The sequence below is a fragment of the Bacillus pumilus genome (genome assembly GCF_038738535.1).
Lineage (GTDB): Bacteria > Bacillota > Bacilli > Bacillales > Bacillaceae > Bacillus.
Genome location: NZ_CP046128.1, coordinates 586,100 through 611,328, shown reverse-complemented (window position 1 = coordinate 611,328; position 25,229 = coordinate 586,100). Strand labels below are relative to the sequence as shown.

The following is a 25,229-nucleotide window of genomic DNA, read 5'->3' as shown; positions in this document are numbered from 1 at the left end:
CTCTCTTATGAATCAGTTAATAAAGAACTTCCAAATGGATGAGACAATCGCCATACTCACCAATATAGACATGCTCATATACATCATGGCTGATCTCTTTTTGACTTTGTTTTGCTTTCTTGCTTCATTCATGATGAGATTTGAGAACACGACAAATAAAATAAGTAATACGATTGCAAATAGAATGATTCCTTGAATGATCATACTGACTCCCCATCAACTCGTGATCCCATATTACTTCTTCATATTCAATCGGCATCCCTTCTCACGAACAAAAAACACCTTTCCATCTCGACAGATAGAAAGGTGTTTTGATTAAATCGATTTCCCCGCAGCCTTCAGCGCACGGGCGCCAATGTCACGGCGGTAAAATAGTCCTGGCTGCATGATTTCTTCAACGGCTTCATACACTCTTGATCTTGCCGCTTCAAATGTGTCGTCAAATGCCGTCACATTTGCTACACGGCCGCCATTTGTGACGAATTGATCGTTTTCTTTTTTTGTTCCTGCGTGGAAGGTCACGACATTAGACACAGTTGTTTGCAAAGCACCGATTGGTGTGCCTTTTGCGTAGTCCTCCGGGTATCCTTCTGAAGCAAGAACTACACTGACAGCGGCAGTGTCTTTCCACTGTAAGTCCACATCTTTTCCATCTAGAATATCGAGGAATACTTGGACTAGATCTGATTCAAGACGAGGGAGAACAACCTGCGTTTCAGGATCGCCAAAGCGTGCATTGAATTCAATGACCTTTGAGCCTTCTGGTGTCAGCATTAAGCCTGCATATAAAATGCCTGTAAACGGACGCTCTTCCTGCACCATTGCGCGAGCCGCCGGTTTGACGACATCTTCAACCGCTTTTTGGACGACTTCATCTGAAATTTGCGGTACTGGCGAATAAGCCCCCATCCCGCCGGTATTCGGCCCTTTGTCATCTTCGAATGCCCGTTTGTGATCCTGCGCGATCACCATTGGATACACCTTTTCTCCATTGACAAAGGCCATCAGTGAAAATTCCTCGCCTGTTAAAAATTCCTCGATGACGACAGATGCACTCGCATCGCCAAACTTTTCATCTTCCAAAAAGTCGTGCAGACAGTTGATCGCCTCTTCAAGTGTCATAGCGACTGTCACGCCTTTTCCTGCTGCAAGACCGTCTGCTTTAATGACAATCGGCGCACCCTTTTCTTCCACATAAGCCTTCGCTTCTTCAAACGATGTGAAGGTAGCGTAAGCGGCGGTCGGGATATCATAGTTTTTCATTAAGTCTTTTGCAAATTCCTTTGAGCCCTCAATAACCGCAGCTTTTGCATTTGGTCCAAATACCTTTAGACCTGCCTCTTCAAATGCATCCACCACACCTGCAATTAAAGGAACCTCTGGACCGACAATTGTTAAGCCGATTTCATTTTCTTTTGCAAAACGAATTAATGCCTCATGATTACCTTCATCGATTGGGACAAGCTTCGCAGCATCTGTCATTCCACCATTGCCGGGTGCGACAAATACTTGGCTGACAAGTTCACTTTGCTTCACTTTCCATGCGATGGTATGCTCTCTTCCGCCTCTGCCGATAATTAATACGTTCACACTGTCATCCCCTTAATGTTTGAAATGTCTAACGCCAGTGAAGACCATGGCGATGCCGTATTTATCTGCCTTTTGAATCGATTCTTCATCACGAATGGAACCGCCTGGCTGGATGATCGCTGTGACGCCTGCCTTCGCAGCAGCTTCCACTGTATCGCCCATTGGGAAGAATGCATCAGAGCCTAGTGCGCTTCCTTTCGCTTTTTCACCTGCTTGTTCAATCGCAATGTTCGCTGAGCCCACACGGTTCATCTGACCAGCGCCGATACCTGCTGTCATTTGATCTTTTGCAAGGACAATGGCGTTTGATTTCACATGCTTGACGACTTTCCATGCAAGCTTTAAATCTTTCCATTCGTCTTCTGTTGGTTCTCTTTTCGTTGGAATAGAGATGGTTGCTTCCTCTAAGCCGTACGTGTCAATATCCTGCACGAGCAGTCCGCCATGGACACTTGTCAGCTGCTTTTCTTTTTTCTCAAGATCCGCTTCTACATCTAGTGTTAATAGGCGAAGATTCTTTTTCGCTGTTAACACGTCAAGTGCTTCTTGGCTAAAGGATGGGGCGATAACAATTTCTAAGAAAATCGTATGCAGCACGTCTGCCGTTTGTTTGTCTACTTCACGGTTAAGCGCCACAATGCCGCCAAAAATAGAGGTTTCATCTGCTTTGAATGCACGGTCAAAGGCTTCAGCAATCGTTTCTCCTGTACCAACGCCGCACGGATTCATATGTTTTACAGCCACAGCCGCTGGCTCCGTAAATTCTCGTACGATTTGAAGAGCTGCATCTGCATCTTTGATATTGTTGTAGGAAAGTTCTTTTCCGTGTAATTGCGCTGCAGTAGCTAAAGAGCCTTTGCTTGGAAGAGCATTTTCATAGAAAGTCGCCGCTTGGTGCGGGTTTTCTCCATAACGAAGGGATTGTTTTTTCTCAAACGTGACGGTGAACTGCTCTGGCTCTGTTTCGCCAACATAGTTCGTTAAATAATCCGCAATGAGGGCATCGTAAGCAGCCGTATGACGGAATACCTTCGCCGCAAGCTCACGTTTTTTCTCTAGCGGCACGCCGCCTTCTTTGATTTGCTGAACGACTGTATCATAATCACGAGGATCGACAATCACTGTGACGTCTTGGTGGTTTTTCGATGCCGCACGAAGCATTCCCGGTCCGCCAATATCAATGTTTTCAATCGCTTCTTCATACGTCACATCGTCTTTTGAGATCGTCTCTTTGAATGGATAGAGATTCACGACAACAAGATCAATCGGCTGAATGCCATGCTTTTCAATCTGTGCCATATGCTCATCGTTTTCTCTCACTGCCAAAAGTCCACCATGAATGTTCGGGTGAAGCGTTTTGAGTCGTCCGTCCATGATTTCAGGGAATCCAGTGACTTCAGAAATCCCAATGACATCAATGCCGTTCTCTTGAAGAAGCTTATGTGTACCTCCAGTTGAAATCACTTCAACGCCAAGTTCTGTTAATTCTTTCACAAAAGGTACAAGATTCGTTTTATCGGAAACACTGATTAATGCGCGTTTGATCGTCATGCCTTCGTCACCTCATTAAGATAATTCTAAAAGTGATTTGATCACTTTTGGATATAGTGTGTGTTCTAGTTCATGCATTCTTTTTTCAATCGATTCAAGCTCTTCACCTTGTTCAATATAAATCGCCGATTGATCAATAATCGGACCGGTATCCATCCCTTCATCGACAAAATGGACGGTGATGCCTGCCACTTTGACGCCTGCTTGATAGGCTTGTCCGATGGCATCAAGACCTGGGAAGGCTGGCAGCAAGGATGGGTGGATATTCACGATTTTCCCTCTATACGCTTCAAGTAATGTCGGACCGATCAGTCTCATATACCCAGCAAGGAAAACCCATTCCACTTCATGAAGCCTGAGCTGTTCGATGATCGTTTGTTCAAAAGCGGCTTTATTCGGAAAAGCCTTCGGGGTAAAAGCAAAGGAGGCAATGCCCTCTTTCTCAGCACGCTCCAGCACCTTCGCACCCGGTTTATCACAAATCACAATGGCGGCCTCTGCCTGCCACTGTTCTTCTTTTAACGTATCTATAATGGCTTGAAAGTTTGTCCCGCTTCCAGAGGCGAAGATAGCAAACTTCTTCATGAGAGGCTTCCACCGCCGAATGTGACACCTTCTCCTTTTTGAACACGACCGATGAGAAATGCTTTCTCTCCATCTTGTTCAAGTTCACTAATCACATCCACAAGATCGTCCTCTTTTACAGCTAAGACAAAGCCAATGCCCATATTAAACACATTGAACATCTCTTCTGCCTTCAACTGACCCTTTTCTTGAATAAAGGAGAAAATTGGTGGCACTGGCCATGAGCCGTTATCAATCTCAACGCCAAGACCTTCAGGCAGCATACGTGGTAAATTTTCAATAAAACCGCCGCCTGTCACATGTGCCATGCCGTCAACTTTGCCGGCTTTCACTTGTTTGAGAACGGGCTTCACATAAATTTTTGTCGGTTCAAGAAGCTCTTCTCCGAGCGGTCTTGTAAAAGGTTCATACGTTTGATGCAGGTCAAGACCAGCGTCTTCCAGCAAGACTTTACGAACGAGAGAGTAGCCATTGCTATGAATTCCGCTTGAGCTCAGTCCAATGAGCAAATGTCCCTCTTTGATGCTGTCTCCTGTCACGATTTCATCCTTTTCAACGACACCTACCGAAAAACCAGCAATATCATATTCTTCTTCTGTGTAAAGACCTGGCATTTCGGCTGTCTCACCGCCGACAAGTGCTGAACCAGACTGCTCACAGCCGTCAGCCACCCCTTTGACAATGGATTCAATTTTTAGCGGATCTGCTTTTCCAACGGCTAAGTAATCTAAGAAAAAGAGCGGTTCTGCCCCTTGTGCAAGCACATCGTTGACACACATGGCCACGGCATCGACGCCGATCGTATCGTGTTTATCCATTAAAAAGGCAAGCTTTAATTTCGTTCCGACACCATCTGTTCCTGAAACAAGAACGGGCTTTTTATATGGCAGCTCAGATAGATCAAACATACCGCCAAATCCACCTAGAGCGCCCATGACACCTGCTCGTTTTGTACGTTCTACGTGTGTTTTCATTCGTTTGACGGCTTCGTACCCTGCTTCGATGTCGACACCGGCGTTTTTATATGCTTCTGACATCCCATTCACTCCTTTTAGCTGCTGCTTTCCATGTATTTTCGGCAGAATGAAAGAGCAGCATATCAACTCATCTTGACTGCTGCTCCTTTATTCGATTATTTCGTCAGGACCGTTTCCTTCACATGCGGAAGAACTGTATCTTCATAAATTTCAGTCGGGTATTTACCAGTAAAGCATGCTAAACACTGACCGCGCTGCGGATCATCATACTTCCTGCCAATCCCGTCCATTAAACCGTCTACAGATAAAAATGCAATGGAGTCTGCACCGATTTCCTGTCTAATTTCTTCCACTGAATGAGAAGAAGCAATCAGCTCTTCGTGTGTGGACGTATCAATTCCATAAAAACATGGATGCGCGATTGGCGGTGAACTAATGCGTACATGGACTTCCGTCGCACCCGCTTCTCTTAGCATCGTGACAATTCTGCGGCTCGTTGTACCGCGTACGATGGAATCATCCACCATCACAACACGCTTTCCTTCGACAACCCCGCGCACAGCAGACAGCTTCATCCGTACGCCCTGCTCACGCAATGCTTGAGACGGCTGGATAAAGGTCCGGCCGACATAACGGTTTTTAATCAAACCGAGCTCATACGGAATACCTGTTGCTTCGGCATATCCAATCGCTGCAGAAATACTGGAATCTGGTACACCTGTCACAACATCTGCTTCGACATGCGCTTCTTCGGCAAGCTTTTTGCCTAGATTCTTTCTCGCACTATGCACATTGATGCCGTTGATATTGCTGTCAGGTCTTGAGAAATAAATGTATTCCATGCTGCACATGCTGCGGTTAATGTTCATCGAGAAGCGCTCAGATTTCAAGCCTTCATCATTAATGATCAGCATTTCGCCAGGCTCCACATCACGTAAATACGTAGCGCCGACGACATCAAATGCACATGTTTCAGAAGCGACGACATAAGCATCTCCAAGCATACCAAGTGAAAGCGGGCGTAAGCCGTTCGGATCAAGAGCCACGATCATTTCTGTTTCCGTCATGATTAAGAAAGCATATGCTCCTTTCAGCATGGACAGCGCATTTTTGATCTGCTCTTTTAATTCAATATGCCCGCTGCGCTTAATTAAATGAGCCAGCACTTCGGTATCAGAAGAGGTCTGGAAAATGCTCCCTTGGTTCTCTAGCTGCTGCTTTAACTGCGTTGCATTCACTAAGTTTCCATTATGAGCAAGGGCAAGACTGCCGTTGTTTTGCGAGCGGAAGAAGAGGGGCTGCACATTTTCAAAGCCGCCTCCGCCTGCTGTCGCATACCGAACGTGTCCGATCGCCCCTTTTCCTTTCAAATCCTTTAGCTCACCGTTTTGAAAGACTTCCGTAATCAGTCCAAGGCCTTTGTGTGATGTCAGGTTCTCACCATCTGTTGCAATGATTCCCGCACCTTCTTGTCCTCGGTGCTGAAGGCTATGCAATCCGTAATATGTGATTTGCGGGGCTTCTTCGTGTCCCCAAACCCCAAAGACACCACACTCTTCATTTAAGCCTCTGATTTCAGCAAGCATGGGATCGCTCCTTTCCATGCACGTTCAAGCTCGTTGACCGCTGCATGAATCCATTGTTGTCCTTCTTGATTTTTGACGGTAAATACACCATCATTTGTGACCGTTCCGACTTCTTTCGCATCTTTGACCGCCGCAGCAAACGCTTCGCAGTGCTCCGGTCTGACTGTGACAACAAAACGTGACTGTGTTTCACTGAATAAGGAAGCTTCGCTGTTTAAATCGATTTGGATATCAGCGCCAAGACCGTCTGTTCCAAATGTACTTTCAGCAAGTGCTACACCAAGTCCGCCTTCAGACACATCGTGTGCTGATTGAACGAGACCGTTTTGAATCGCGGCTAGCAGAGCTTCTTGACGCGTGAGCTCTACATCCAAATCAATGTCTGGTGCTTTTCCGTAAATACGGCCTTCTGTCATCTTTTGAAGCTCACTGCCTGCGAATTCTTCCTTCGTCTCACCAATGACGAAAATCACATCGCCAGCCTGCTGGAACGATTGAGTCGTAATATGAGCAGTATCTTCAACCAAACCAACCATTCCAATGACTGGTGTTGGGTAAATCGCTGTTCCATTTGATTCGTTATATAAAGAGACGTTCCCACCGATAACTGGTGTGCTTAGCGTGCGGCATGCTTCGCTAATCCCGTCAGCTGACTTTTCTATTTGCCAGAAAATTTCTGGTTTCTCCGGGTTACCGAAGTTCAGGTTATCTGTCACTGCAAGCGGACGAGCGCCTGAGCAGACAATGTTACGTGCTGCTTCAGCGACTGCGATTTTCCCGCCAACCTCTGGATCAAGGTAGAGATAGCGTGCGTTACAATCTGTTGTCATCGCTAGGGCTTTTTTCGTTCCGCGGATTCTTAGTACGCCCGCATCAGAGCCCGGTGCAACGACTGTATTTGTCCGAACCATGTAGTCATACTGATCATAAACCCATTCTTTACTTGCAATTGTTGGCTGCTGAAGGAGCTGCTTTAACGTTTCGGCTGCATCTGTGATGGCTGGAGCTTCAACTTTTGTTTCTAAAAACTCACGATAGTATGCAGGCTCACTTGATGGCTTGTGATAAACCGGCGCTTCTTCTGCAAGAGCGTCAACAGGAAGCTCACATACGACTTCACCTTGATGGAGTAAACGAAGCATTTTATCGTCTGTCACATGACCGACTGATACCGCTTCAAGATCGTATTTTTCGAAAATATCAATGATTTCTTGTTCGCGGCCTTTTTCAATGACCAGCAGCATTCTCTCTTGCGATTCAGACAGCATCATTTCGTATGCCGACATACCTGTTTCACGCTGCGGAATGAGATCTAGATTCATCTCGATTCCAGAACCTGCTTTACTTGCCATTTCCGCGCTTGAGCTTGTTAAGCCAGCCGCTCCCATATCTTGAATCCCAACGAGCGCATCGTTTTTGATGACTTCAAGGCACGCTTCAAGCAGCAGCTTTTCCATGAACGGATCGCCGACTTGAACCGCTGAACGTTTTTCTTCTGATTCATCAGAAAATTCTTCAGACGCAAATGTTGCACCGTGAATACCGTCACGTCCCGTTTTAGCACCAACGTACATAACCGTGTTGCCGACACCTTTGGCCTGCCCTTTTTTGATGTCCTCGTGGTTGATTAATCCAACACACATCGCATTTACGAGCGGATTGCCTTCATAGCTTTGATCAAAATGAACCTCTCCGCCGACTGTTGGAATTCCGATACAGTTTCCATAGCCTGCGATCCCTGCCACTACTTCTTCAAACAAGTACTTCACGCGCGGTGAAGTCAGTTCACCAAAACGAAGAGAGTTTAATACAGCAATTGGACGCGCACCCATGGAGAATACATCACGGATAATTCCGCCGACACCTGTAGCCGCTCCTTGATACGGTTCAATCGCAGATGGATGGTTATGTGATTCGATTTTAAATACAACCGCTTGGTTGTCTCCAATATCCACGATTCCAGCGCCTTCCCCAGGACCTTGAAGAACATGCTCTCCTTTTGTCGGGAATTTGCTTAAAACAGGCTTTGAGTTTTTATAACTGCAATGCTCTGACCACATGACAGAAAAAATACCCGTTTCTGTGTAGTTTGGCAGTCTGCCAATAATGGATTCAATTAAAGCGAATTCTTCATCACTCAATCCCATTTGCTGATACAATTTCTCTTCTTTAATTTGCTTGTGACTTGGTTCAAGCAGTAGTGACATGAGTGTCCCTCCAATTTTTCACGATAGATTGAAACAATTTAAGTCCGTCTGCGCTGCCTAGTAATGAATCAACCGCGCGCTCAGGGTGCGGCATCATGCCGAGTACATTGCCCTCTTCATTCGTTATACCTGCAATTCGATTGACACTGCCGTTAATATCGTCTCCGTAAGTGAAAGCGATTTGGCCATTTTGAATGAGCTTCGCTAAAGTGTCTTCATCACAGTAGAAGTTGCCTTCACCGTGTGCTACAGGAATCGTAATGGATTCGCCTTTTTGATAGCCGCTTGTAAATTGCGTTTCGCTGTTCTCTACAATGAGTTCAACTGAACGACAGATAAATTTCAAGTCTTTATTTCGTCTCATCGCACCTGGAAGAATGCCAAGCTCCTGAAGAATTTGGAACCCGTTACAAACACCGAGAACAGGCTTTCCTTCCGCAGCTGCTTTTTTCACCGCCGGCATGATGTTAGAGAAGCGAGCGATCGCACCACATCTTAAGTAATCCCCATAAGAGAAACCGCCTGGTACGAGTACACCGTCAAATCTGTCTAGACTCGTTTCGTCGTGCCATACATATTCAACTTGTTCACCTAACTCATCTTGAATCGCATGGTACATATCGATATCACAGTTAGAGCCAGGCAAGACGATCACTGCAAACTTCACTGTGCGACAACCTCCTCCACCTCATAGCGGTAATCTTCAATCACCGTGTTGGCCAGTAATTTTTCACACATTTCTTTGACGACTGTGTCTAAATCACGATCTGATTTTTCAATGACAAGCTCCATGTATTTCCCGATACGGACATCCTTTACTTCCTGATAAGACATGCTGTGCAAGGCGTGCTGCACGGCACTTCCTTGTGGATCAAGAACGCTCTCTTTTAAGCTGACAAAAATTTTCACTTTATACATGTTTATGGCCTCCAAGTCTTTTGAAAATTTCTTCGTATGCATTTGTTAAGCCGCCCAGGTTTCGTCTGAACACGTCTTTATCAAGCTTTTCGTTTGTATCTTTGTCCCAAAGCCTGCACGTATCAGGTGAAATCTCATCAGCTAGCAAAATACGATTCTCGTGATCTATTCCGAATTCAAGCTTGAAATCAATTAAATTCACATGGCAGTCTGAAAAGATTTGCTTTAACTCTTCATTCACTTGTCTTGTGATCTGTTTCATTTCCTCGACCTGCTCTGGTGTCGCTGCATCTAAAATGTGAATATGATCTTCTGTAATGAGCGGATCGCCGAGTGCATCATCCTTGTAGTAAAACTCGATTAATGGTGTATCCAGTTTTGTTCCCTCTGGAATGCCAAGGCGCTTTGACATACTGCCTGCCACTACATTTCGTACAACCACTTCAAGCGGAACAATCTGCACCTTTTGAATGAGCTGTTCTGTGTCAGAGAGTCGTTTCACAAAGTGATTGTTGATCCCTTTCTCATGCAGCATTTGAAAGATTAAGCTTGAAATTTCGTTATTCAGTCTGCCTTTGCCTTCGATTTCAGCTTTCTTTTCGCCGTTAAATGCTGTCGCTGAGTCTTTATATTCGACATATAAAATATGCTCGTCATCGGTCTGATAGATTTTTTTCGCTTTGCCTTCGTAGAGAAGTTCTTGTTTCACAGTCATTCAGGTTGGCCTCCTAATTTGAATGTTGGCAATTTTCAGGATTGGGTGCCTGACAAGCAGGCGGCCCATTTCTTACGCAAGACCTAGACGTTCGAAAATCATCTCGACATTTTTCAAGTGATAGTTGTAATCGAAGCAGTCAGCGATTTGTTCAGGTGTTAAGCGTGATGTGATTTTTTCCTCCGCTTCTACTAATGAACGGAATGGCACCTGCTTTTCCCACGCTTCCATCGCCTTCGGCTGAACCGTATCATATGCCTCTTCACGTGCCATGCCTGTATCGATTAATGCAAGAAGAACGCGCTGTGAGTAAATCAAGCCAAGTGTGCGGTCCATGTTGCGTTTCATGTTCTCAGGGAAGACCGTCAAGTTCTTCACGATGTTTGAGAAACGGTTCAGCATATAGTTCAGTGCAATCGTTGCATCTGGTAAAATGATGCGCTCAGCAGAGGAATGAGAAATATCACGCTCATGCCAAAGCGGTACATTTTCATAAGCTGTCAGCATATATCCACGGATGACGCGGGCAATTCCCGTCATATTTTCAGAGCCGATTGGGTTCCGTTTATGCGGCATCGCTGATGATCCTTTTTGTCCTTTTGCGAAGAACTCTTCTACTTCACGTGTTTCACTCTTTTGAAGTCCACGAATTTCAACAGCAAATTTCTCAATGCTTGTTGCGACGAGTGCAAGAGTAGCCATGTAATCTGCATGACGATCACGCTGCAAGGTTTGGGTTGAAATTGGTGCAGCTTTGATGCCAAGCTTCTCACATACATATTGCTCAACAAACGGGTCGATGTTCGCATATGTGCCAACAGCTCCAGAAATTTTGCCGTATTCGATGCCAGCTTTTGCTTGTTTAAAACGTTCTAGGTTACGCTTCATTTCTTCGTACCAAAGACCAAGCTTCAGGCCAAATGTTGTCGGTTCAGCGTGTACACCATGTGTACGGCCCATCATGACGGTATATTTGTGCTCTTTTGCTTTTTCTTTTAGGATGTCAACAAATCTCTCAATGTCCTTGAGCAAGATATCGTTCGCCTGCTTTAATAAATATGAAAGCGCCGTATCCACTACGTCTGTAGATGTTAACCCGTAATGAACCCACTTTCTTTCTTCTCCTAGAGATTCAGATACAGCACGCGTAAAGGCAACCACGTCGTGGCGCGTGTCTTGTTCAATCTCTAGAATACGATCAATATCAAAGCTTGCATTCTTGCGCATGGTCACAACGTCTTCTTTCGGAATAACGCCAAGCTCTGCCCAAGCTTCACAAGCGAGAATTTCTACTTCAAGCCATGCATTAAATTTGTTTTCCTCTGTCCAGATTGCTGACATTTCTGGTCGTGCGTAACGTTCGATCATTTCCCGTTTCCTCCATCTCTTTCAGTCCATATCTTTGTGATGTTTGTCATCCATTCATCATCAAGCTGTTTCATAAATGTCATGTGACCCATTTTGCGGCCGGCTTTTACTTCATGCTTTCCATATAGATAAAGCTTCGCTTCTTTGAGAAGCTCAGGATGCTCTGTTGGGATGTCCACTTCATCGCCTAATAAGTTCACCATCATGCCCTCTGAGAAAAGGGCTGTACCGCCAAGCGGCAAACCACATATCGCGCGAACGTGCTGTTCAAACTGACTCGTCTCACATAAATCGAGCGTATAATGACCAGAATTATGCGGGCGAGGCGCCAGTTCATTGACGAGCAGCTCTCCCTCGTTTGTCAGGAACAGTTCTACAGCAAGTGTACCGACTAGCCCCAGCTTTTCAGCCAGTGTCGTTGCCAGCTCTTTTGCCTTCTCCTGAATGCGTTCCTCTACCCTTGCAGGCACAATGCTTTGGAACAAAATGTTGTGCTTATGAATGTTCTCAGCGACTGGGAATACCGCAATCTCCCCATGAATAGAACGAGTGACGATCACCGAGAGCTCCATTTGAAATGGGACCCAGCTTTCTAAAATACAAGTTCCATGTGTGAGCAATGCTGCTGCTTCATGAAGCTGTCCTTTTTCCTTGATCACATACTGCCCTTTTCCGTCGTAGCCGCCTCTGCATGTTTTCAGCACGGCTGGCAAACCAAGCACGGCCACTGCGTCTTCCAGCTCTTTTTCATCATGAATGATGCGATAAGGCGCGACTTCACAGCCTGCGTCTACAATCCCTTTTTTCTCCGTTTCACGATTTTGAGTTAAAAGAAGAAGTTCACTTCCTTGCGGTAAATTGGCTTCTTCCTTCAATTGATTAAGTGCATCATAATCAATATTTTCAAATTCATATGTCACGACATCGCTGATTTCTGCCAGCTGTCGAATCGCTTCGAGGTCACTATATGCAGCTGTGATTTCTGTATCAGCAACCTGTCCACAAGGAGATTGTGCGACTGGATCTAACACAGCTGCCCGGTATCCCATTTGCTTTGCGCTGACGGCCATATATCTGCCAAGCTGTCCTCCGCCGATAATACCGATGGTTGCGTTTGGAAAAATGGTCTGCTTAGACAAGCTGATCACTGCTTTCTAGTACAGTCTGTTTTGTTTGCTCTCTTCTTTCTTCAAGGCGAGCAGCGATTGTTTCATCAAATGCTGAAATCATTTGCGCGGCAAGAAGCCCTGCATTTGTTGCACCGGCTTTGCCAATCGCCACTGTCGCAACCGGTACACCGCCTGGCATTTGAACGATGGATAATAAGGAATCCAGCCCATTTAGTGCTTTTGATTGTACGGGCACACCAATGACCGGCAGTGTCGTTTTCGCTGCGACCATCCCCGGTAAATGTGCTGCGCCTCCAGCACCGGCAATGATGACTTTTAGTCCTTTACCTCTTGCTTCTGCCGCATATTCAAACATCAAGTCAGGTGTCCGATGTGCGGATACCACCTGTTTTTCATACGGAATGTCTAATTCCTCTAAGATATCGCACGCATTTTTCATTGTTTCCCAATCAGATGTACTTCCCATGATGACACCTACAAGCGGCTTCATTTTGTCCCCACCTTTAAGCTGATATTCGATTTTGTATCGTTTGACACGCTTCCCAAACCTAAGCAGCTTGTCAAACGCCGAACAAAAAGGCCCGATTTGCATTGCATTGTTAGGAAGCAACACAAACCGGGCCATGGTAAGCGCTGTTCGCTTTTGAAACGCCATGTCAGTTTTGTTCACTATCCTGCATAGTCCAGTCATTTACGGTAACTGGGTAGAAACTTATGGGCCATATTCCCAAGATTATATGAGGCTCGTGTTTTGATTTCATGTTTATCTTAACAACGGATGTTCATGATGTCAACGGATTTATCGAACAATCTATGAAGTCGTCGTTTTAATGTTCGGATTTAGACTATTTTTCCTTCAAATACGATTTTTTTCCCAATCGGAATGATCTGAATCGACCCATTTTCCTTCTTTTCCTGAAAAATGGGCTCCTCCATTCGTCGGACAGGCGAGTAGCCTTCCGCTGCCATCTGGGACAACACTTGATCGATCGTCATGTTGTCTTCCACATAGAATTTCTTCTTCTTTGGTTTTGCGGTCATTCTTTAATTCTCCTTTTCTTCACAGCCTTCACCCAGAAGCCGCCGTGAATCGATTTGGGCTCATACGAAATGATAAACGCCTTTGAATCCAGCGTTTTAATCGTTTCATATAATTGCAGTTCATATTTTCTCGGTGTTAAAATTTGCAATGCTGTCCGGTCTCCTTCAAGACCGCCTGCTACCCAGCTGGTGACACCATATCCTTTTTCTCTCAATTGTCTTGGGAGATCGACATCCAATTCTTTTGTGATCACGTTAACAGTTGTGTAGCCAAGTGCCAGCTTCTCTTCAATTTTCATCCCGACAATGATTCCCATCCCATAACCTAGCGCATACGCAATGACATTTTGTATTTGATCTAAGTTATCAAGTACGATACTTAACCCAATGACATAGATAAGCATTTCAATCGTACCAGCAAAAGCAGCTGCGTACCGTCTGCCTTTCATTGTTAAAATCAAACGCATAGTGGAAAAAGAAACATAGACAATATTAATCACTAAAATGATCAAAACCATGGTGAACGCATTGGATAAAAGTTGTTGAAGCACGATTCGAACCCCCTGCACTAAAAATCAAATAAAGCACCCCATATTCTACTAGAGAACATACCTTGATACAATCAAATTTGCGCGAGAAAAACACATATATCTTTCGACAACAAAGGTGGTCTTTGTTACCAAGAGTTTACCCGTTTTTTCCTCTTCTCAACATGAAAGCCTCCTTTTTTAAAAAAGGAGGCTTTCAGTGTGTTTATCCAAATCGAACAGGAACAAGTGATGGAATCAAATACTCTCCGACAATGCTCCAGAGTAGTGCAATGATGACAAGCTCCACCAATAAAAAGATCCAGCCCGCATACATCAAATCACCGCGCACCGCTTCATGCTCCGATTGAATCGAGCGAAAGAGAACGACCGCAATCAACTGGAGACCAAAAAACATCATCACAGATAAAATGACCGTCACATATGGAATATTCATCATGGCAAATACAAGCCAAAGGATGGATAAAACCAAAACCGGCACAAGGGCGGCACCAAACTTCATGATCACTTCTTTCAGTGATATGTTTCCTTTTAGCATGTACTTTCCGAGTAACCAGACGGTAAGCATCATCAATGTCAACAGGATGAGTGTAAAGACCGCTATCCTCAAAAAGGCGTCACCAAAAGAGTAATGAATGCCAAAGCCTAATAAACGGGTCTTTGACGCCTTTAATTGAACATAGTTGCCTAAAGCAAAAAACACGCTGCATAACACAATCGAAATCCAGGCGTACTTCATCCGTAATGTTTCCGCTTGATTGATGGCCCGGCTCGGTGATTTTAACATCGCAAGTCCATATGAGCCATAGCGCTTAAACGCGCCTCCTACACCTTGCAGCATACGCTGAATGGCAGAACGCTCATCAGCCGCTGCTGCTTTTGCTTTCGAGGTTCTTCTACGTTTTGCGGCGCTTCTGCTGAGGCGGGATTGCCTCGTTTCTTGATCTATTGATGGCTCTTCATTTTTTAAGTCTGATGTACTTTGCTCTTCATCTTTTTCTAACATCTCATATCAACTCCTATCCAGCACAATCCAAACAGGCTCATACGAATGTCCTGTTCCGATGACTCCTCTTAAAGTAGCGGAGTCTCTCTGTTCAGTCAAGATGCCTTGACGTTCATACGAATAGACGGATAAAGGGCAGCAGAGGTTTTAAAATGGCAAGAAAATTAGACAAAACAAAAAAACAGCAGCTTCCATGAGCTGCTGTTTTGATTGCACAATTAATGATTTAAGAAAGCAAAGTAAAGAATAAAGATCACAAACAATCCGTACATAATCGGATGTACTTCTTTGGCTTTCCCTTTAAAGATCATCGTAATCGGGTAGAAAATAAAGCCAACCGCAATCCCTGTTGCAATACTGTATGTGAGTGGCATCATAATCATCGTTAAGAAGGCTGGTACGGCAATTTCAAAACGATCCCAGGCAATCTTCGCAAGCGGAGCGACCATCAGTGCACCGACAATGATTAAAGCAGGTGCTGTCACATTCGATGTAACGATGGATAATAGCGGCGAGAAGAACATCGCAAGTAAGAAGAAAATACCTGTTACGACAGCTGCAAATCCAGAACGCGCACCAGCAGCTACACCTGAGCTGGATTCAACATAAGATGTCGTTGTGGATGTTCCAAGGACAGAACCTACAACGATTGAAGATGAATCCGCCAGAAGTGCTCTTCCTGCACGCGGCAGCTCATTATTTTTCATTAAACCAGCTTGGGTTGCAACAGCCACAAGCGTTCCTGCTGTATCAAAGAACCCAACGAATAAGAACGTTAAAATCACGACAAGCATTTGAATTGAGAAAATTTCTGGTAAATGAATCAAGGCTTGGCCAAAGGTTGGAGATAAGCTTGGAATACTTCCCACAATTTGCGTCGGTACTGGTACAAGACCAACGATCATTCCTGCAATAGCTGTCACAAGCATCCCGATGAAGACACCTGCATTCACTCGAAGAACCATTAAAATGACAGTCACAACGATACCAAACACCGTTAATAAGACAGGGCCACTGTGAATGTTTCCAATCGAAACGAGCGTATTATCATTATTGGCGATAATGCCAGAGCCTTGCAGACCGACAAACGTAATGAACAAACCAATACCCGCACCAACCGCCAGCTTCAGCTCAGCCGGAATGGCATTGATGATTTTTTCACGGAAACCTGTTAAAGAAAGGGCAACAAAGATCATTCCTGAAACAAACACACCAGAAAGTGCTGCTTCCCATGTGATGCCCATGCCAAGAACAACCGAGAAGGCGAAGAAGGCATTCAAACCCATACCTGGTGCAATCGCAATCGGATACCTGGCAATCAACCCCATCAGAATACACCCTGCGGCAGAGGCTAACGCCGTCGCTGTAAAGACAGCGCCCTGATCAATTCGTAATTTATCTGGAAAATCCGGTACGGACACTAAAGCAAGTGTGATCGGATTGACAAACAAAATGTAAGCCATCGACAAAAATGTGGTTAAACCACCGATGATTTCTCTGCGGTAATTCGTTCCTAACTCATCAAACTGAAAAAACTGTTTCAAAGCCAACTGACTCCCTTCATGTCCTTTTGCTTTAGTCTGTCCCATTCACAAGTCAAATAAAAAACGCCCCAACAGTTTTGGGACGCTTGACTACAAGTGTGAATTCAGACCGTGACATAAAACAAGAACAATGCATGATTTATATCAAACGAGTGTGAATTGACGTAGTCAAGCCATTTACGGTAGCTTGGTAGAAACTTGCGGGCCATATCCCCGCGATTATACGACTTCTATCTATTTGATTTCTGTGTCTATTGTACCAACTTCATTTTTAAAACACAATACGAAAAGCGAACAATTTTCAAAGAAATGTCCGCTTCATTCGTCTTATTACACGAATTTGGAAAATCACATCTAGTTCTTTATACACCCTTCTCTAAATCCTTCTCTTTTACAAAAACCGTTTCGGCCACATGGAAAAACTCTTTCACTGCCGGAGAAGCTTGGGAGAGAGAAGGACAGGCGAGCGCAACCTCACGATGATGAGACACATTCAGCTGACGAATGTGCACAAGCTGCTGCGTTTTTAAAAACAACTCAGGGCCTATCGTGACACCAAGTCCTTCCCCGACCATACGAGCAATAGTCGTACAATCATGTACTTCAAATAAAGTAGCCGGCTTCAATTGGGCCTCAGAAAAAATATCCTCTACATGTGATTGATACATGCCAGTCGGCATAATAAAAGGTTCATCCGCCAAATCTGTTATGTCTACAATGGGCTGCTGGTGGAATCGATGATGAGGATGATAAGCGACCACCATCTCATCTTTGATCAGCGGCAGCAAGTCGAAGGCTTCATCCGCATGGCCTTTCACAACAAATCCAACATCAATAATGCCAGAATCCAGCCACTCCAATATTTCTTCATACGTCCCCTCATAAAATTTAAATTCGATTTTCGGATGCTTTTTCTGATAGCTTACAAGCAGCTTAGGCAATAAACAAGCAGATGCACTGGCAAATGTACCGATACGAATCAAGCCTGTTTCAATATTTTTCGTTAACGCAATTTCTTGCTGGATCTTCTCCATCCTATTTAACACTTCTCTAATATGCGGGAGAAGAGTTTGACCGATGTCCGTCAGCATAATGCCCTTTTTTCGGTCGCGAATGAATAAAGACACACCCCACTCCGTTTCTAAACTTGCCACTGCATGACTCACGGCGGACTGCGTCATATTTAATGCTTCAGCTGCTGCGGTAAAACTGCCAAGCTCCACCACTTTTGCGATAATATCAAAGCGAACAAAGCTCATGAGTATTCACTCATCCCCTTCATGAAAAACATCAATTTTACTTATGTTAGCACGGAATTTAAACTAAATACAACGTATCAAAATGAAGGAAGGGTTCAAAAATGAAAAACACATCTCATCAGCTATTGATTATTCTTTTAGCTGTCGGTTCATTTGTCACAGGCACTTCAGAATTCGTCGTGTCTGGCATTCTAGATATAATTGCAGTTGATTTACACATCTCCATTCCTGCTGCCGGGCAGCTTATCACCGTTTACTCTCTATTTTATGCAGTAGGCGCTCTCTTTTTAGTCATGGCAACATCGAAATTGAACCGAAAAAAGGTTCTGTTATCGGCTATTTTTGTGTTTATTTTAGGCAATGTGGTCGCCTTTTTTAGCCATCACTTTGTGCTGCTCCTGCTATCTCGAGTCATCATGGCCATGAGCGGCGGCTTATATATTGTGGTCGCCACGAATTATGCAGCGCAGATCGCCCCTCCCGAAAAAAAGGGAAGTGCGATGGCAACGGTCATTACTGGTTTTACAGTTTCACTCGTACTTGGTGTCCCTATTGGCACATTTCTATCAGGTCATGTGGATTGGCACTATATTTTTCTCATCATTGCGCTAGGTACTGCTTGTCTTTTATTACTGCTTTATCAATTACTGCCACACATGGAGGGACATTCACATCTGCCATTGAAGCAGCAATTACATCTCCTTCAAGATAGCAGGGTGATCAGCGGCTTAGCCACGACCGTCTTTTGGATCTTAGGCTACACAATGGTATTCGCTTATATCTCGCCTTTATTACGACAGACTGCTGGTTTTTCTCTTGAAATGACAAGTATCGCCTTACTCATTTTAGGAATCGCTGCTTTTATAGGCTCACGATTTGGCGGCTTCGCCGTTGATCAATGGGGGCCAAACCGAACCATCTCGATCAGTATCATGATCCAGATGTTCGCTCTCTTCACCTTATTTTTCACACAATTCTCTACAATTAGTGTCTTGATCACACTAGCCATATGGGGCATCGCAACATGGACGACAACTCCAGCAAAGCAGTTTTACCTCATCTCTCTAAAACCCCAAGCATCAGAAACCGTGCTGAGTTTTAATACAGCGATTATGAATATCGGCATGATGCTCGGATCGTCAATCGGCGGTGTGATTATACAGTATACAAACGTAACGAATCTAAGCTGGATTGGCGGTTTAGCCAGTTTTGTCGCATTCATGTTGATTCGGTACTCGTTCTATCGTAATCGGCTGGTCCAAAAGCAGACAAAAAGCGAACATGTATAACCATGTTCGCTCTTTTATTTATTGACTAGCTTTTGATGCCGGGACATTCCCTTTTTGTGCTTTTTTAATTAGACGCACATGCTTCATCTCACTCACACCTCCTACACCTGTTAGAGCAAGCTTTCTCTCAAACGGTTTCAACAAACGGAAATTTCTTTTACTTAGCATATGTCGGACAAAAATAGAAAAAGTGAAGAATGGAGTCGAAAGAATAAGTTGGATATTTGATATAATGGAAGAAATATCTACAAAAAGGAGTATGTCGATTGTTTCGATTCGAAGAACCCACGTGTGCTAGCTGTCAGAAAAAAATAGAAGGAAACGAAGAAGTGTACGTCAAGCTGGTCTATCCAAAGAGAAAAGGAATGACAGAGGTGAAGGCTTGGCTGAGGAATGAAGGGGTTTTTTATTGTAAGGCATGTACAGAACAAAAGACATCGCATGGAGGATAACCAAATGAACAAAATCACCTTTCCACAATCATTTCCAACAATACATACCGAAAGACTGATCTTAAAACAAGCAACGATCAAAGATGCTGAGGATATGCATATCTATTTATCCAATGAAACCGTGTGCCGATACATGGGCATTGATGCACATGAAACCATCGAGGACACAAAAGGAGAAATCAAGTGGTATGACAATATCTTCAAAGAACAAACAGGCATCCGGTGGGGCATTTCTTTAAAAGATGATTCTGCGATCATCGGCAGCTGTGGATTTCTTAATTTGGAAAAACAGCACTGCCGCACGGAAATCGGCTATGAATTACATCACGATCATTGGAGAAAAGGGATTATGAGTGAAGCGATCGCTGCGGTGTTACGATATGGATTTCAGGAGATGAACCTGAATCGGATTGAAGCCATCATTGATCCAGCAAATACGTCTTCTGTTCAATTATTAGAGAAGATTGATTTTGTGAGAGAGGGTTTATTAAGAGAGTATGAATTGGGTCAAAAGGGATTCGATGATGTGTATATGTATTCGATTTTGAAGAGAGATTTTGAAACAAAATAGAATTCATTAAGTCTTGCATATTCATTTGATCATACTATATAAAGTCATAACGGACCAAGGAAAAACAAATACTTTTTTCATTCAAAATCACAACCCGAATATGCTCCGTCACATTTACGAGCTAAACCCATATATTGAAAACTTGTCTAGCAAATTGAACATTCAGCACCCTTTCTCCCTCGGAAAGATTCGGAGAAGAAAGGTGTGCTAAAGTGCTATTACAACGAAATTTTATATATAAAAAGTGTCTATAGAATGATAAAACCCTAAAGTAACAAATGTCTCCAATACTGAATGGCATGTAACCTATATAAGTAAATAATCGAGAAATAAACCAGTAGCAAAACATACACGTTCATATCAATCAGAAATATAAAGTAGTTCTTGTCATCGGTTCGAGGAGTGTGATTCAACAGCTTGGAGAATCACTAGAGTCAAGAAAAAGGGCGTCATTGGGAGATTTCAAGAACTATTTTGTAACTTCAAGTGATTTTGAACTACTTCCTTAATTCACTAAATATTTTTTTATATGAGGAGAAAATAGAGTATACAATTATTTTTCTTTTCAACCAAGCTGTAAACTGTGTTTTTATTGAATAATTTGGAATATCTAATTTAACCTCGTTATCTTTGATTATTTTTGAAGTTATATCATTATTTAATAAAAGGTTTTCATAATCTTCTCCGCCGTAATACGAGCATGCAACTAAATTCTTATATTCCATTGGGTATTCTTCTTTAATTAATTTTCTATAAATAGATTTTGCTTTCAATTTATTTTTCGTTATTTTTCTATTAATTAATAAACCACCTATAATATAAGATATTGTAAATGCAGTTATTCCTAAACTTATCATTGAAGTCAACTGACTCGAAACTTCTTTCAACAAAAAGTGATTAATCACATCTACTAGATCAGGATTATCCAAAATAATGTTTTTTAATGTATCCGAGATGTCAGTCTCTTTTTTTACAGTTTCAATAGTTAATAAATATTTTCCGGATTTGATATAACTAGAAAAATAGAACAACAAAATTGGACTTAACAGTGCAGCTGAAATTGTTGTAAATGAACTAATTAATACTGTCTTTCCATTTAATTTCCTTAAAATATGAACTGGAAAAGCATATGTTAACGCAGAATACAGTATCACTGTAGTAAATAAGTAAGTCAAAAATCCAACGAAATAAGGTAAAGAATTAATTATTGGATGCAAAAAGAAAAAGTAGATGAAAGCATTAATAATTGGTATCAAAACATATGTAGCTGTTGTATATTTATAAACTAAACCTGCTATTATACCCCCATAACCAATAATTAATACAAAACTGATGCTGATGATAGTGAATAAATTCACAATTTCTGATTTACCTAAAAAATGTTCAAGTAAACTTCGTATTGCTATGATGTTAACTAATGAAATAAAAAATGTCCCCACCGCTGCATCACGGAATAAATTAAAGATATACTGTCTCTTCTCTAAATCAATATATTTATTATCATCTGTAATATAATAATATTTTAATTGATTTAACTTTTTCAGCTCAACAAAGAGAGTATTGATGTTTCTAGTAATGGGTTTTCTATTCACCCAAATTAGCCATAAACTAATTAATACAACATAAATACTAGACAACAAATACAATTTTTTTGACAATAAAAAAATTAGTATACACAAATAAATAAAAAGAATTAATGTATTGAATGAATTTCCAGCTCTACTTTCTCTTTTCATATAAATTCCTCCTACTAATACTAATTAAAATATAAAGCAAAAAGTAAATACTTCTCCATTTATTTTATCGACTACTCTTTTTTATGTTCAAGAAAGATTTCTTAGTGTAAATCGCATCCGCTTCCCGTACGATTTCAAGTTCTTCTTCAGAAATTCCACCCAGTACGCGGATACCTAGTCCTGAACCCACGACTAAAAGGTCAGTTCTAAAATCGCAACACAGCACAAAAAGTCAAGTTTCCTAAAGAGCATTTCCGCTATACTAAACTCGTAAGGCAAGGAGGTGCTCGATTGTCCTATCAAGAACATGAAAAAACGATTCAAGAAACTTTAAATTATATTGAACAACACCTGAAAGATGATTTGCCGCTTCAAACTCTAGCGAAACACGCTGGTTATTCTAGGTTTCACTTTCACCGTGTGTTCAAAAAAGTGATTAAGAAGTCAGTTGTTGATTATATACGGGAACGACGGATGACCCAAGCGGCGAAGGATTTAATTCATACGGACCAACGGGCGATTGATATCGCATTGCAGTATCGATTTAGTTCACAGGAATCCTTCACTAGAGCCTTTAAGAAGATATATGACATGTCACCCGCACGTTATCGGAAATTATTAAGGAATGTCATTGATGAGGAGGAAACAAATATGGCTGCAAATAAAAACACACCTACTGGCTGGATTATGACGGGGGACACCCCATCTGACTATGAAACAGGTTTGGATGACAGAATTGTACACAGTGGTACTTACTCCGCTTATCTGAAATCAAAAGATGAAAAAGCTCGAGGTTTCGCGACATTGATGCAGCAAATTAAGTCTGAGCGTTACCGAGGGGAACGCCTTCAATTTTCTGCTTTTGTCAAAAGCGAAGATGTGAAAGGCTCAGCTGGTTTATGGATGAGAATGGACCATTCTTCAGGTGAAGTTCTTGCGTTTGACAATATGATGAACCGTCCAATTACAGGAACAAACGGATGGAATCATTTTAGTGTAGTACTAGATGTTCCAGTAAAAAGTGAAGTCATTGCGTTTGGCATTTTACTACAAGGTCCAGGTCAAATTTGGATGGACGAACTTAGTTTTAAAACTGTAGATGAAAGTGTGCCAGTGACAGAACAAAATACTGTGGATGATTTAGAGGATGAACCAGTCAATTTAAATTTTGAGGGCTATAGCAGACTGAAGTTAGGAGGAAATTGATTGCCATGAAAAAGATTGGTGCAATTTTATTGTACGCTGTTAATTCACTCACCTTTATTTGGGGCCTTGGATTTTTATTTGGTGAAGATAAAGAGGATACCACATTAAATCAGAAGTAAAATCACATAAAGAAAAAACCCTACCGAAATTCTGGTAGGGTTTTTTGGTGGGGGAGTGTATATTTCAAAATGGTTTTATCTTTTTTTCAAAAGGTTAAACCCTTATCCATCAACGTTCCAAGTACAAATGTAGTAATAAAGTCCTACTCCCACTCAATCGTAGCAGGCGGCTTACTCGTAATATCATACACCACGCGGTTAACATGCTTCACTTCATTCACGATACGAGTTGAGATCTTTTCAAGCACATCCCAAGGGATTCTTGCCCAGTCACTCGTCATACCATCAATAGACGTAACAGCACGGATGCCGATTGTGTAGTCATATGTTCTTGCGTCACCCATAACACCTACGCTGCGGATGTCTGGGAGAACCGTGAAGTATTGCCAGATGTCGCGCTCAAGGCCGAAGTTGGCAATTTCTTCGCGTAGAATCGCATCCGATTCACGGACGATTTCTAGTTTTTCTTCAGAAATTTCACCTAGTACACGGATACCTAGTCCTGGACCTGGGAATGGCTGTCTCCAGACGATGTCGTCAGGAATGCCCAGCTCTGAACCTAGGGCACGGACTTCATCCTTGAATAGTGTATTCAAAGGCTCAATCAATTCGAACTGCATGTCTTCTGGAAGACCGCCTACGTTGTGGTGAGATTTGATTGTTTGTGCCGTTGCTGTTCCGCTCTCAATGATGTCTGTATAAAGTGTTCCTTGTGCTAAGTAGTCGATTCCTTTTAGCTTGTCCGATTCATCATCGAATACATAGATGAATTCGTTACCGATGATTTTACGTTTTTGCTCAGGATCAGATACACCTTTTAGCTTATTTAAGAAACGATCTTTCGCATCTACTTTAATCACGTTCATGTTGAAACCTTCGCTAAATGTTTTCATAACCCCTTCTGCTTCGCCTTTGCGAAGAAGACCGTGGTCAACGAAAATACATGTCAGCTGATCGCCGATTGCTTTGTGGATCAATACCGCCACAACAGATGAATCCACACCGCCGCTTAGTGCGCACAATACTTGCTTGTCGCCTACTGTTTCACGGATTTTCTGCATTTCGATTTCAATGAAGTTCTCCATTGACCATTTGCCATCGCAGTCACACACGCCGAAGACAAAGTTTTTCAATAGGTCATTTCCGTACTCAGAGTGACGAACCTCTGGGTGGAACTGAACACCATAAAAATTCTTCTCAGCTAAGCTCATCGCTGAGTTTGGACAATGTGCACTTGTTGCATCAACTGTAAAGCCTTCTGGTACTTCAACAACGAGGTCACCATGGCTCATCCAAACGACTTGATCAGTCGGAAGGTCTTTGAATAAAGCAGGCGTTCCATTAATGTGGATATCTGCTTTTCCATATTCACGCTGGCTTGCTGCTTCTACTTTCCCGCCTAAATAGTGAGTCATGAGCTGCATGCCGTAGCAAATGCCTAGAACCGGAATGTCTAGATCAAAAATCTTTTCATCACAGCGGAAAGATCCTTCATCATAAACACTGTTCGGTCCGCCAGAAAGGATGATTCCTTTAGGCGCCATTTCTTTAATTTCTTCAGCAGTTAAAGTGTGCGGATGAAGCTCACTGTACACACCAAATTCACGAATACGGCGTGTGATCAGCTGATTGTACTGACTGCCGAAATCTAGAACCAAAATCATTTCATTTACTAAATTTGTCATGGTGTCACCTCTATGTCCAATATAGTTTTTTATAAACGCACAGAAAAAATGAGAGGAGAAAACCTGCTCTCAGTGTGAATCACGCTTTTGAAGCGCCCAGACTCACATCCGAACGCTTCAATTTCATGTATTTTAGAAGGTTTTAA

At 42.8% G+C, this 25,229-nt stretch carries 24 protein-coding genes, 1 pseudogene and 2 riboswitches; of the genes and pseudogenes, 4 read left to right on the top strand and 21 right to left on the bottom strand.

Annotated features, from left to right (window positions below):
* Positions 1-12: 12 nt before the first annotated feature.
* The 18 genes from GKC25_RS03040 to GKC25_RS02955 form a co-directional block, all read right to left on the bottom strand.
* A complete protein-coding gene (locus GKC25_RS03040) occupies positions 13-204 on the bottom strand; it encodes a hypothetical protein (protein ID WP_034664763.1) in 192 nt (63 codons plus the stop codon).
* Between the two features lie 111 nt (positions 205-315).
* On the bottom strand, positions 316-1,590 hold the full coding sequence (gene purD, locus GKC25_RS03035; RefSeq protein WP_342689908.1) for a phosphoribosylamine--glycine ligase: 1,275 nt from the start codon (positions 1,588-1,590) through the stop codon (positions 316-318).
* A gap of 12 nt (positions 1,591-1,602) precedes the next feature.
* Positions 1,603-3,141, bottom strand: coding sequence for a bifunctional phosphoribosylaminoimidazolecarboxamide formyltransferase/IMP cyclohydrolase (gene purH, locus GKC25_RS03030; RefSeq protein WP_034664768.1), 1,539 nt, complete (start codon positions 3,139-3,141; stop codon positions 1,603-1,605).
* A gap of 15 nt (positions 3,142-3,156) precedes the next feature.
* Positions 3,157-3,726 carry a phosphoribosylglycinamide formyltransferase gene (gene purN / locus GKC25_RS03025; RefSeq protein ID WP_034664770.1) on the bottom strand — a complete coding sequence of 190 codons (570 nt, stop codon included), beginning with the start codon at positions 3,724-3,726 and terminating at the stop codon, positions 3,157-3,159.
* Complete coding sequence (gene purM / locus GKC25_RS03020) at positions 3,723-4,763, bottom strand: phosphoribosylformylglycinamidine cyclo-ligase (protein WP_034664771.1); 1,041 nt, start codon at positions 4,761-4,763, stop codon at positions 3,723-3,725. Before purM ends, purN begins: the two co-directional genes overlap by 4 nt.
* Before the next feature lie 95 nt (positions 4,764-4,858).
* Positions 4,859-6,289: an amidophosphoribosyltransferase gene (gene purF / locus GKC25_RS03015; RefSeq protein WP_034664775.1), complete on the bottom strand. Its 1,431-nt coding sequence runs from the start codon at positions 6,287-6,289 to the stop codon at positions 4,859-4,861.
* A complete protein-coding gene (gene purL / locus GKC25_RS03010) occupies positions 6,265-8,496 on the bottom strand; it encodes a phosphoribosylformylglycinamidine synthase subunit PurL (protein ID WP_095286037.1) in 2,232 nt (743 codons plus the stop codon). Before purL ends, purF begins: the two co-directional genes overlap by 25 nt.
* Positions 8,480-9,163 carry a phosphoribosylformylglycinamidine synthase subunit PurQ gene (gene purQ / locus GKC25_RS03005; RefSeq protein WP_106038376.1) on the bottom strand — a complete coding sequence of 228 codons (684 nt, stop codon included), beginning with the start codon at positions 9,161-9,163 and terminating at the stop codon, positions 8,480-8,482. The genes purL and purQ overlap by 17 nt, the downstream gene beginning before the upstream one ends.
* Complete coding sequence (gene purS / locus GKC25_RS03000) at positions 9,160-9,414, bottom strand: phosphoribosylformylglycinamidine synthase subunit PurS (protein WP_003214349.1); 255 nt, start codon at positions 9,412-9,414, stop codon at positions 9,160-9,162. Before purS ends, purQ begins: the two co-directional genes overlap by 4 nt.
* Positions 9,407-10,129, bottom strand: coding sequence for a phosphoribosylaminoimidazolesuccinocarboxamide synthase (gene purC, locus GKC25_RS02995; protein ID WP_106038375.1), 723 nt, complete (start codon positions 10,127-10,129; stop codon positions 9,407-9,409). Before purC ends, purS begins: the two co-directional genes overlap by 8 nt.
* 72 nt (positions 10,130-10,201) lie before the next feature.
* Positions 10,202-11,497 (bottom strand): adenylosuccinate lyase, encoded by a 1,296-nt coding sequence (gene purB / locus GKC25_RS02990; RefSeq protein ID WP_342689907.1) that lies wholly within the window; start codon positions 11,495-11,497, stop codon positions 10,202-10,204.
* Entirely contained in the window at positions 11,494-12,636 is a 1,143-nt protein-coding gene (gene purK / locus GKC25_RS02985) for a 5-(carboxyamino)imidazole ribonucleotide synthase (RefSeq protein WP_095286039.1), read from the bottom strand. Before purK ends, purB begins: the two co-directional genes overlap by 4 nt.
* Positions 12,629-13,117: a 5-(carboxyamino)imidazole ribonucleotide mutase gene (purE, locus tag GKC25_RS02980; RefSeq protein ID WP_095286065.1), complete on the bottom strand. Its 489-nt coding sequence runs from the start codon at positions 13,115-13,117 to the stop codon at positions 12,629-12,631. Before purE ends, purK begins: the two co-directional genes overlap by 8 nt.
* A gap of 169 nt (positions 13,118-13,286) precedes the next feature.
* Positions 13,287-13,388, bottom strand: a riboswitch (purine riboswitch).
* A gap of 79 nt (positions 13,389-13,467) precedes the next feature.
* Positions 13,468-13,668 carry an NETI motif-containing protein gene (locus tag GKC25_RS02975; protein WP_012009137.1) on the bottom strand — a complete coding sequence of 67 codons (201 nt, stop codon included), beginning with the start codon at positions 13,666-13,668 and terminating at the stop codon, positions 13,468-13,470.
* Positions 13,665-14,219: a DUF2179 domain-containing protein gene (locus GKC25_RS02970; RefSeq protein WP_024424505.1), complete on the bottom strand. Its 555-nt coding sequence runs from the start codon at positions 14,217-14,219 to the stop codon at positions 13,665-13,667. The genes GKC25_RS02975 and GKC25_RS02970 overlap by 4 nt, the downstream gene beginning before the upstream one ends.
* 202 nt (positions 14,220-14,421) lie before the next feature.
* Positions 14,422-15,222, bottom strand: coding sequence for a hypothetical protein (locus GKC25_RS02965; RefSeq protein ID WP_034664793.1), 801 nt, complete (start codon positions 15,220-15,222; stop codon positions 14,422-14,424).
* Positions 15,223-15,440: 218 nt separating this feature from the next.
* Positions 15,441-16,766, bottom strand: a complete 1,326-nt coding sequence (locus tag GKC25_RS02960; protein ID WP_342689906.1) for an NCS2 family permease — start codon at positions 16,764-16,766, stop codon at positions 15,441-15,443.
* A gap of 145 nt (positions 16,767-16,911) precedes the next feature.
* Positions 16,912-17,013, bottom strand: a riboswitch (purine riboswitch).
* 115 nt (positions 17,014-17,128) lie between these two features.
* On the bottom strand, positions 17,129-18,025 hold the full coding sequence (locus GKC25_RS02955) for a LysR family transcriptional regulator (protein WP_034664796.1): 897 nt from the start codon (positions 18,023-18,025) through the stop codon (positions 17,129-17,131).
* Between the two features lie 101 nt (positions 18,026-18,126).
* On the opposite strand from GKC25_RS02955, the gene GKC25_RS02950 reads away from it, so the two are divergent.
* The 3 genes from GKC25_RS02950 (at position 18,127) to GKC25_RS02940 (ending at position 20,337) form a co-directional block, all read left to right on the top strand.
* Positions 18,127-19,314 (top strand): MFS transporter, encoded by a 1,188-nt coding sequence (locus tag GKC25_RS02950; protein WP_034664799.1) that lies wholly within the window; start codon positions 18,127-18,129, stop codon positions 19,312-19,314.
* A 266-nt stretch (positions 19,315-19,580) separates the two neighbouring features.
* Positions 19,581-19,766 carry a hypothetical protein gene (locus GKC25_RS02945; RefSeq protein WP_012009130.1) on the top strand — a complete coding sequence of 62 codons (186 nt, stop codon included), beginning with the start codon at positions 19,581-19,583 and terminating at the stop codon, positions 19,764-19,766.
* A 4-nt stretch (positions 19,767-19,770) separates the two neighbouring features.
* Positions 19,771-20,337 carry a GNAT family N-acetyltransferase gene (locus GKC25_RS02940; RefSeq protein WP_342689905.1) on the top strand — a complete coding sequence of 189 codons (567 nt, stop codon included), beginning with the start codon at positions 19,771-19,773 and terminating at the stop codon, positions 20,335-20,337.
* Between the two features lie 497 nt (positions 20,338-20,834).
* On the opposite strand, the gene GKC25_RS02935 is transcribed toward GKC25_RS02940, so the two are convergent.
* Both GKC25_RS02935 and GKC25_RS18440 read right to left on the bottom strand, forming a co-directional pair.
* Entirely contained in the window at positions 20,835-22,073 is a 1,239-nt protein-coding gene (locus tag GKC25_RS02935; protein ID WP_034664809.1) for a hypothetical protein, read from the bottom strand.
* Between the two features lie 109 nt (positions 22,074-22,182).
* Positions 22,183-22,260: pseudogene (locus tag GKC25_RS18440) on the bottom strand (hypothetical protein); the annotation flags it as partial.
* A gap of 104 nt (positions 22,261-22,364) precedes the next feature.
* Here GKC25_RS18440 and GKC25_RS02930 point away from each other — a divergent pair.
* Positions 22,365-23,279: an AraC family transcriptional regulator gene (locus tag GKC25_RS02930; RefSeq protein WP_309416267.1), complete on the top strand. Its 915-nt coding sequence runs from the start codon at positions 22,365-22,367 to the stop codon at positions 23,277-23,279.
* Between the two features lie 262 nt (positions 23,280-23,541).
* Here GKC25_RS02930 and guaA read toward each other — a convergent pair whose 3' ends face one another.
* The gene (gene guaA, locus GKC25_RS02925; protein WP_012009093.1) at positions 23,542-25,083 is read right to left on the bottom strand and encodes a glutamine-hydrolyzing GMP synthase; all 1,542 of its coding nucleotides are present in this window, start codon (positions 25,081-25,083) and stop codon (positions 23,542-23,544) included.
* Positions 25,084-25,229: the final 146 nt, after the last annotated feature.

Excerpts from the sequence above, each read along its gene's own strand:
- GKC25_RS03040 (WP_034664763.1), bottom strand. The coding sequence starts at position 204 with ATGATCATTCAAGGAATCATTCTATTTGCAATCGTATTACTTATTTTA.
- purH (WP_034664768.1), bottom strand. The coding sequence starts at position 3,141 with ATGACGATCAAACGCGCATTAATCAGTGTTTCCGATAAAACGAATCTT.
- purN (WP_034664770.1), bottom strand. The coding sequence starts at position 3,726 with ATGAAGAAGTTTGCTATCTTCGCCTCTGGAAGCGGGACAAACTTTCAA.
- purM (WP_034664771.1), bottom strand. The coding sequence starts at position 4,763 with ATGTCAGAAGCATATAAAAACGCCGGTGTCGACATCGAAGCAGGGTAC.
- purF (WP_034664775.1), bottom strand. The coding sequence starts at position 6,289 with ATGCTTGCTGAAATCAGAGGCTTAAATGAAGAGTGTGGTGTCTTTGGG.
- purL (WP_095286037.1), bottom strand. The coding sequence starts at position 8,496 with ATGTCACTACTGCTTGAACCAAGTCACAAGCAAATTAAAGAAGAGAAA.
- purS (WP_003214349.1), bottom strand. The coding sequence starts at position 9,414 with ATGTATAAAGTGAAAATTTTTGTCAGCTTAAAAGAGAGCGTTCTTGAT.
- purC (WP_106038375.1), bottom strand. The coding sequence starts at position 10,129 with ATGACTGTGAAACAAGAACTTCTCTACGAAGGCAAAGCGAAAAAAATC.
- purB (WP_342689907.1), bottom strand. The coding sequence starts at position 11,497 with ATGATCGAACGTTACGCACGACCAGAAATGTCAGCAATCTGGACAGAG.
- purE (WP_095286065.1), bottom strand. The coding sequence starts at position 13,117 with ATGAAGCCGCTTGTAGGTGTCATCATGGGAAGTACATCTGATTGGGAA.
- GKC25_RS02975 (WP_012009137.1), bottom strand. The coding sequence starts at position 13,668 with ATGACCGCAAAACCAAAGAAGAAGAAATTCTATGTGGAAGACAACATG.
- GKC25_RS02965 (WP_034664793.1), bottom strand. The coding sequence starts at position 15,222 with ATGTTAGAAAAAGATGAAGAGCAAAGTACATCAGACTTAAAAAATGAA.
- GKC25_RS02955 (WP_034664796.1), bottom strand. The coding sequence starts at position 18,025 with ATGAGCTTTGTTCGCTTTGATATTATCGCAAAAGTGGTGGAGCTTGGC.
- GKC25_RS02950 (WP_034664799.1), top strand. The coding sequence starts at position 18,127 with ATGAAAAACACATCTCATCAGCTATTGATTATTCTTTTAGCTGTCGGT.
- GKC25_RS02940 (WP_342689905.1), top strand. The coding sequence starts at position 19,771 with ATGAACAAAATCACCTTTCCACAATCATTTCCAACAATACATACCGAA.
- GKC25_RS02935 (WP_034664809.1), bottom strand. The coding sequence starts at position 22,073 with ATGAAAAGAGAAAGTAGAGCTGGAAATTCATTCAATACATTAATTCTT.
- guaA (WP_012009093.1), bottom strand. The coding sequence starts at position 25,083 with ATGACAAATTTAGTAAATGAAATGATTTTGGTTCTAGATTTCGGCAGT.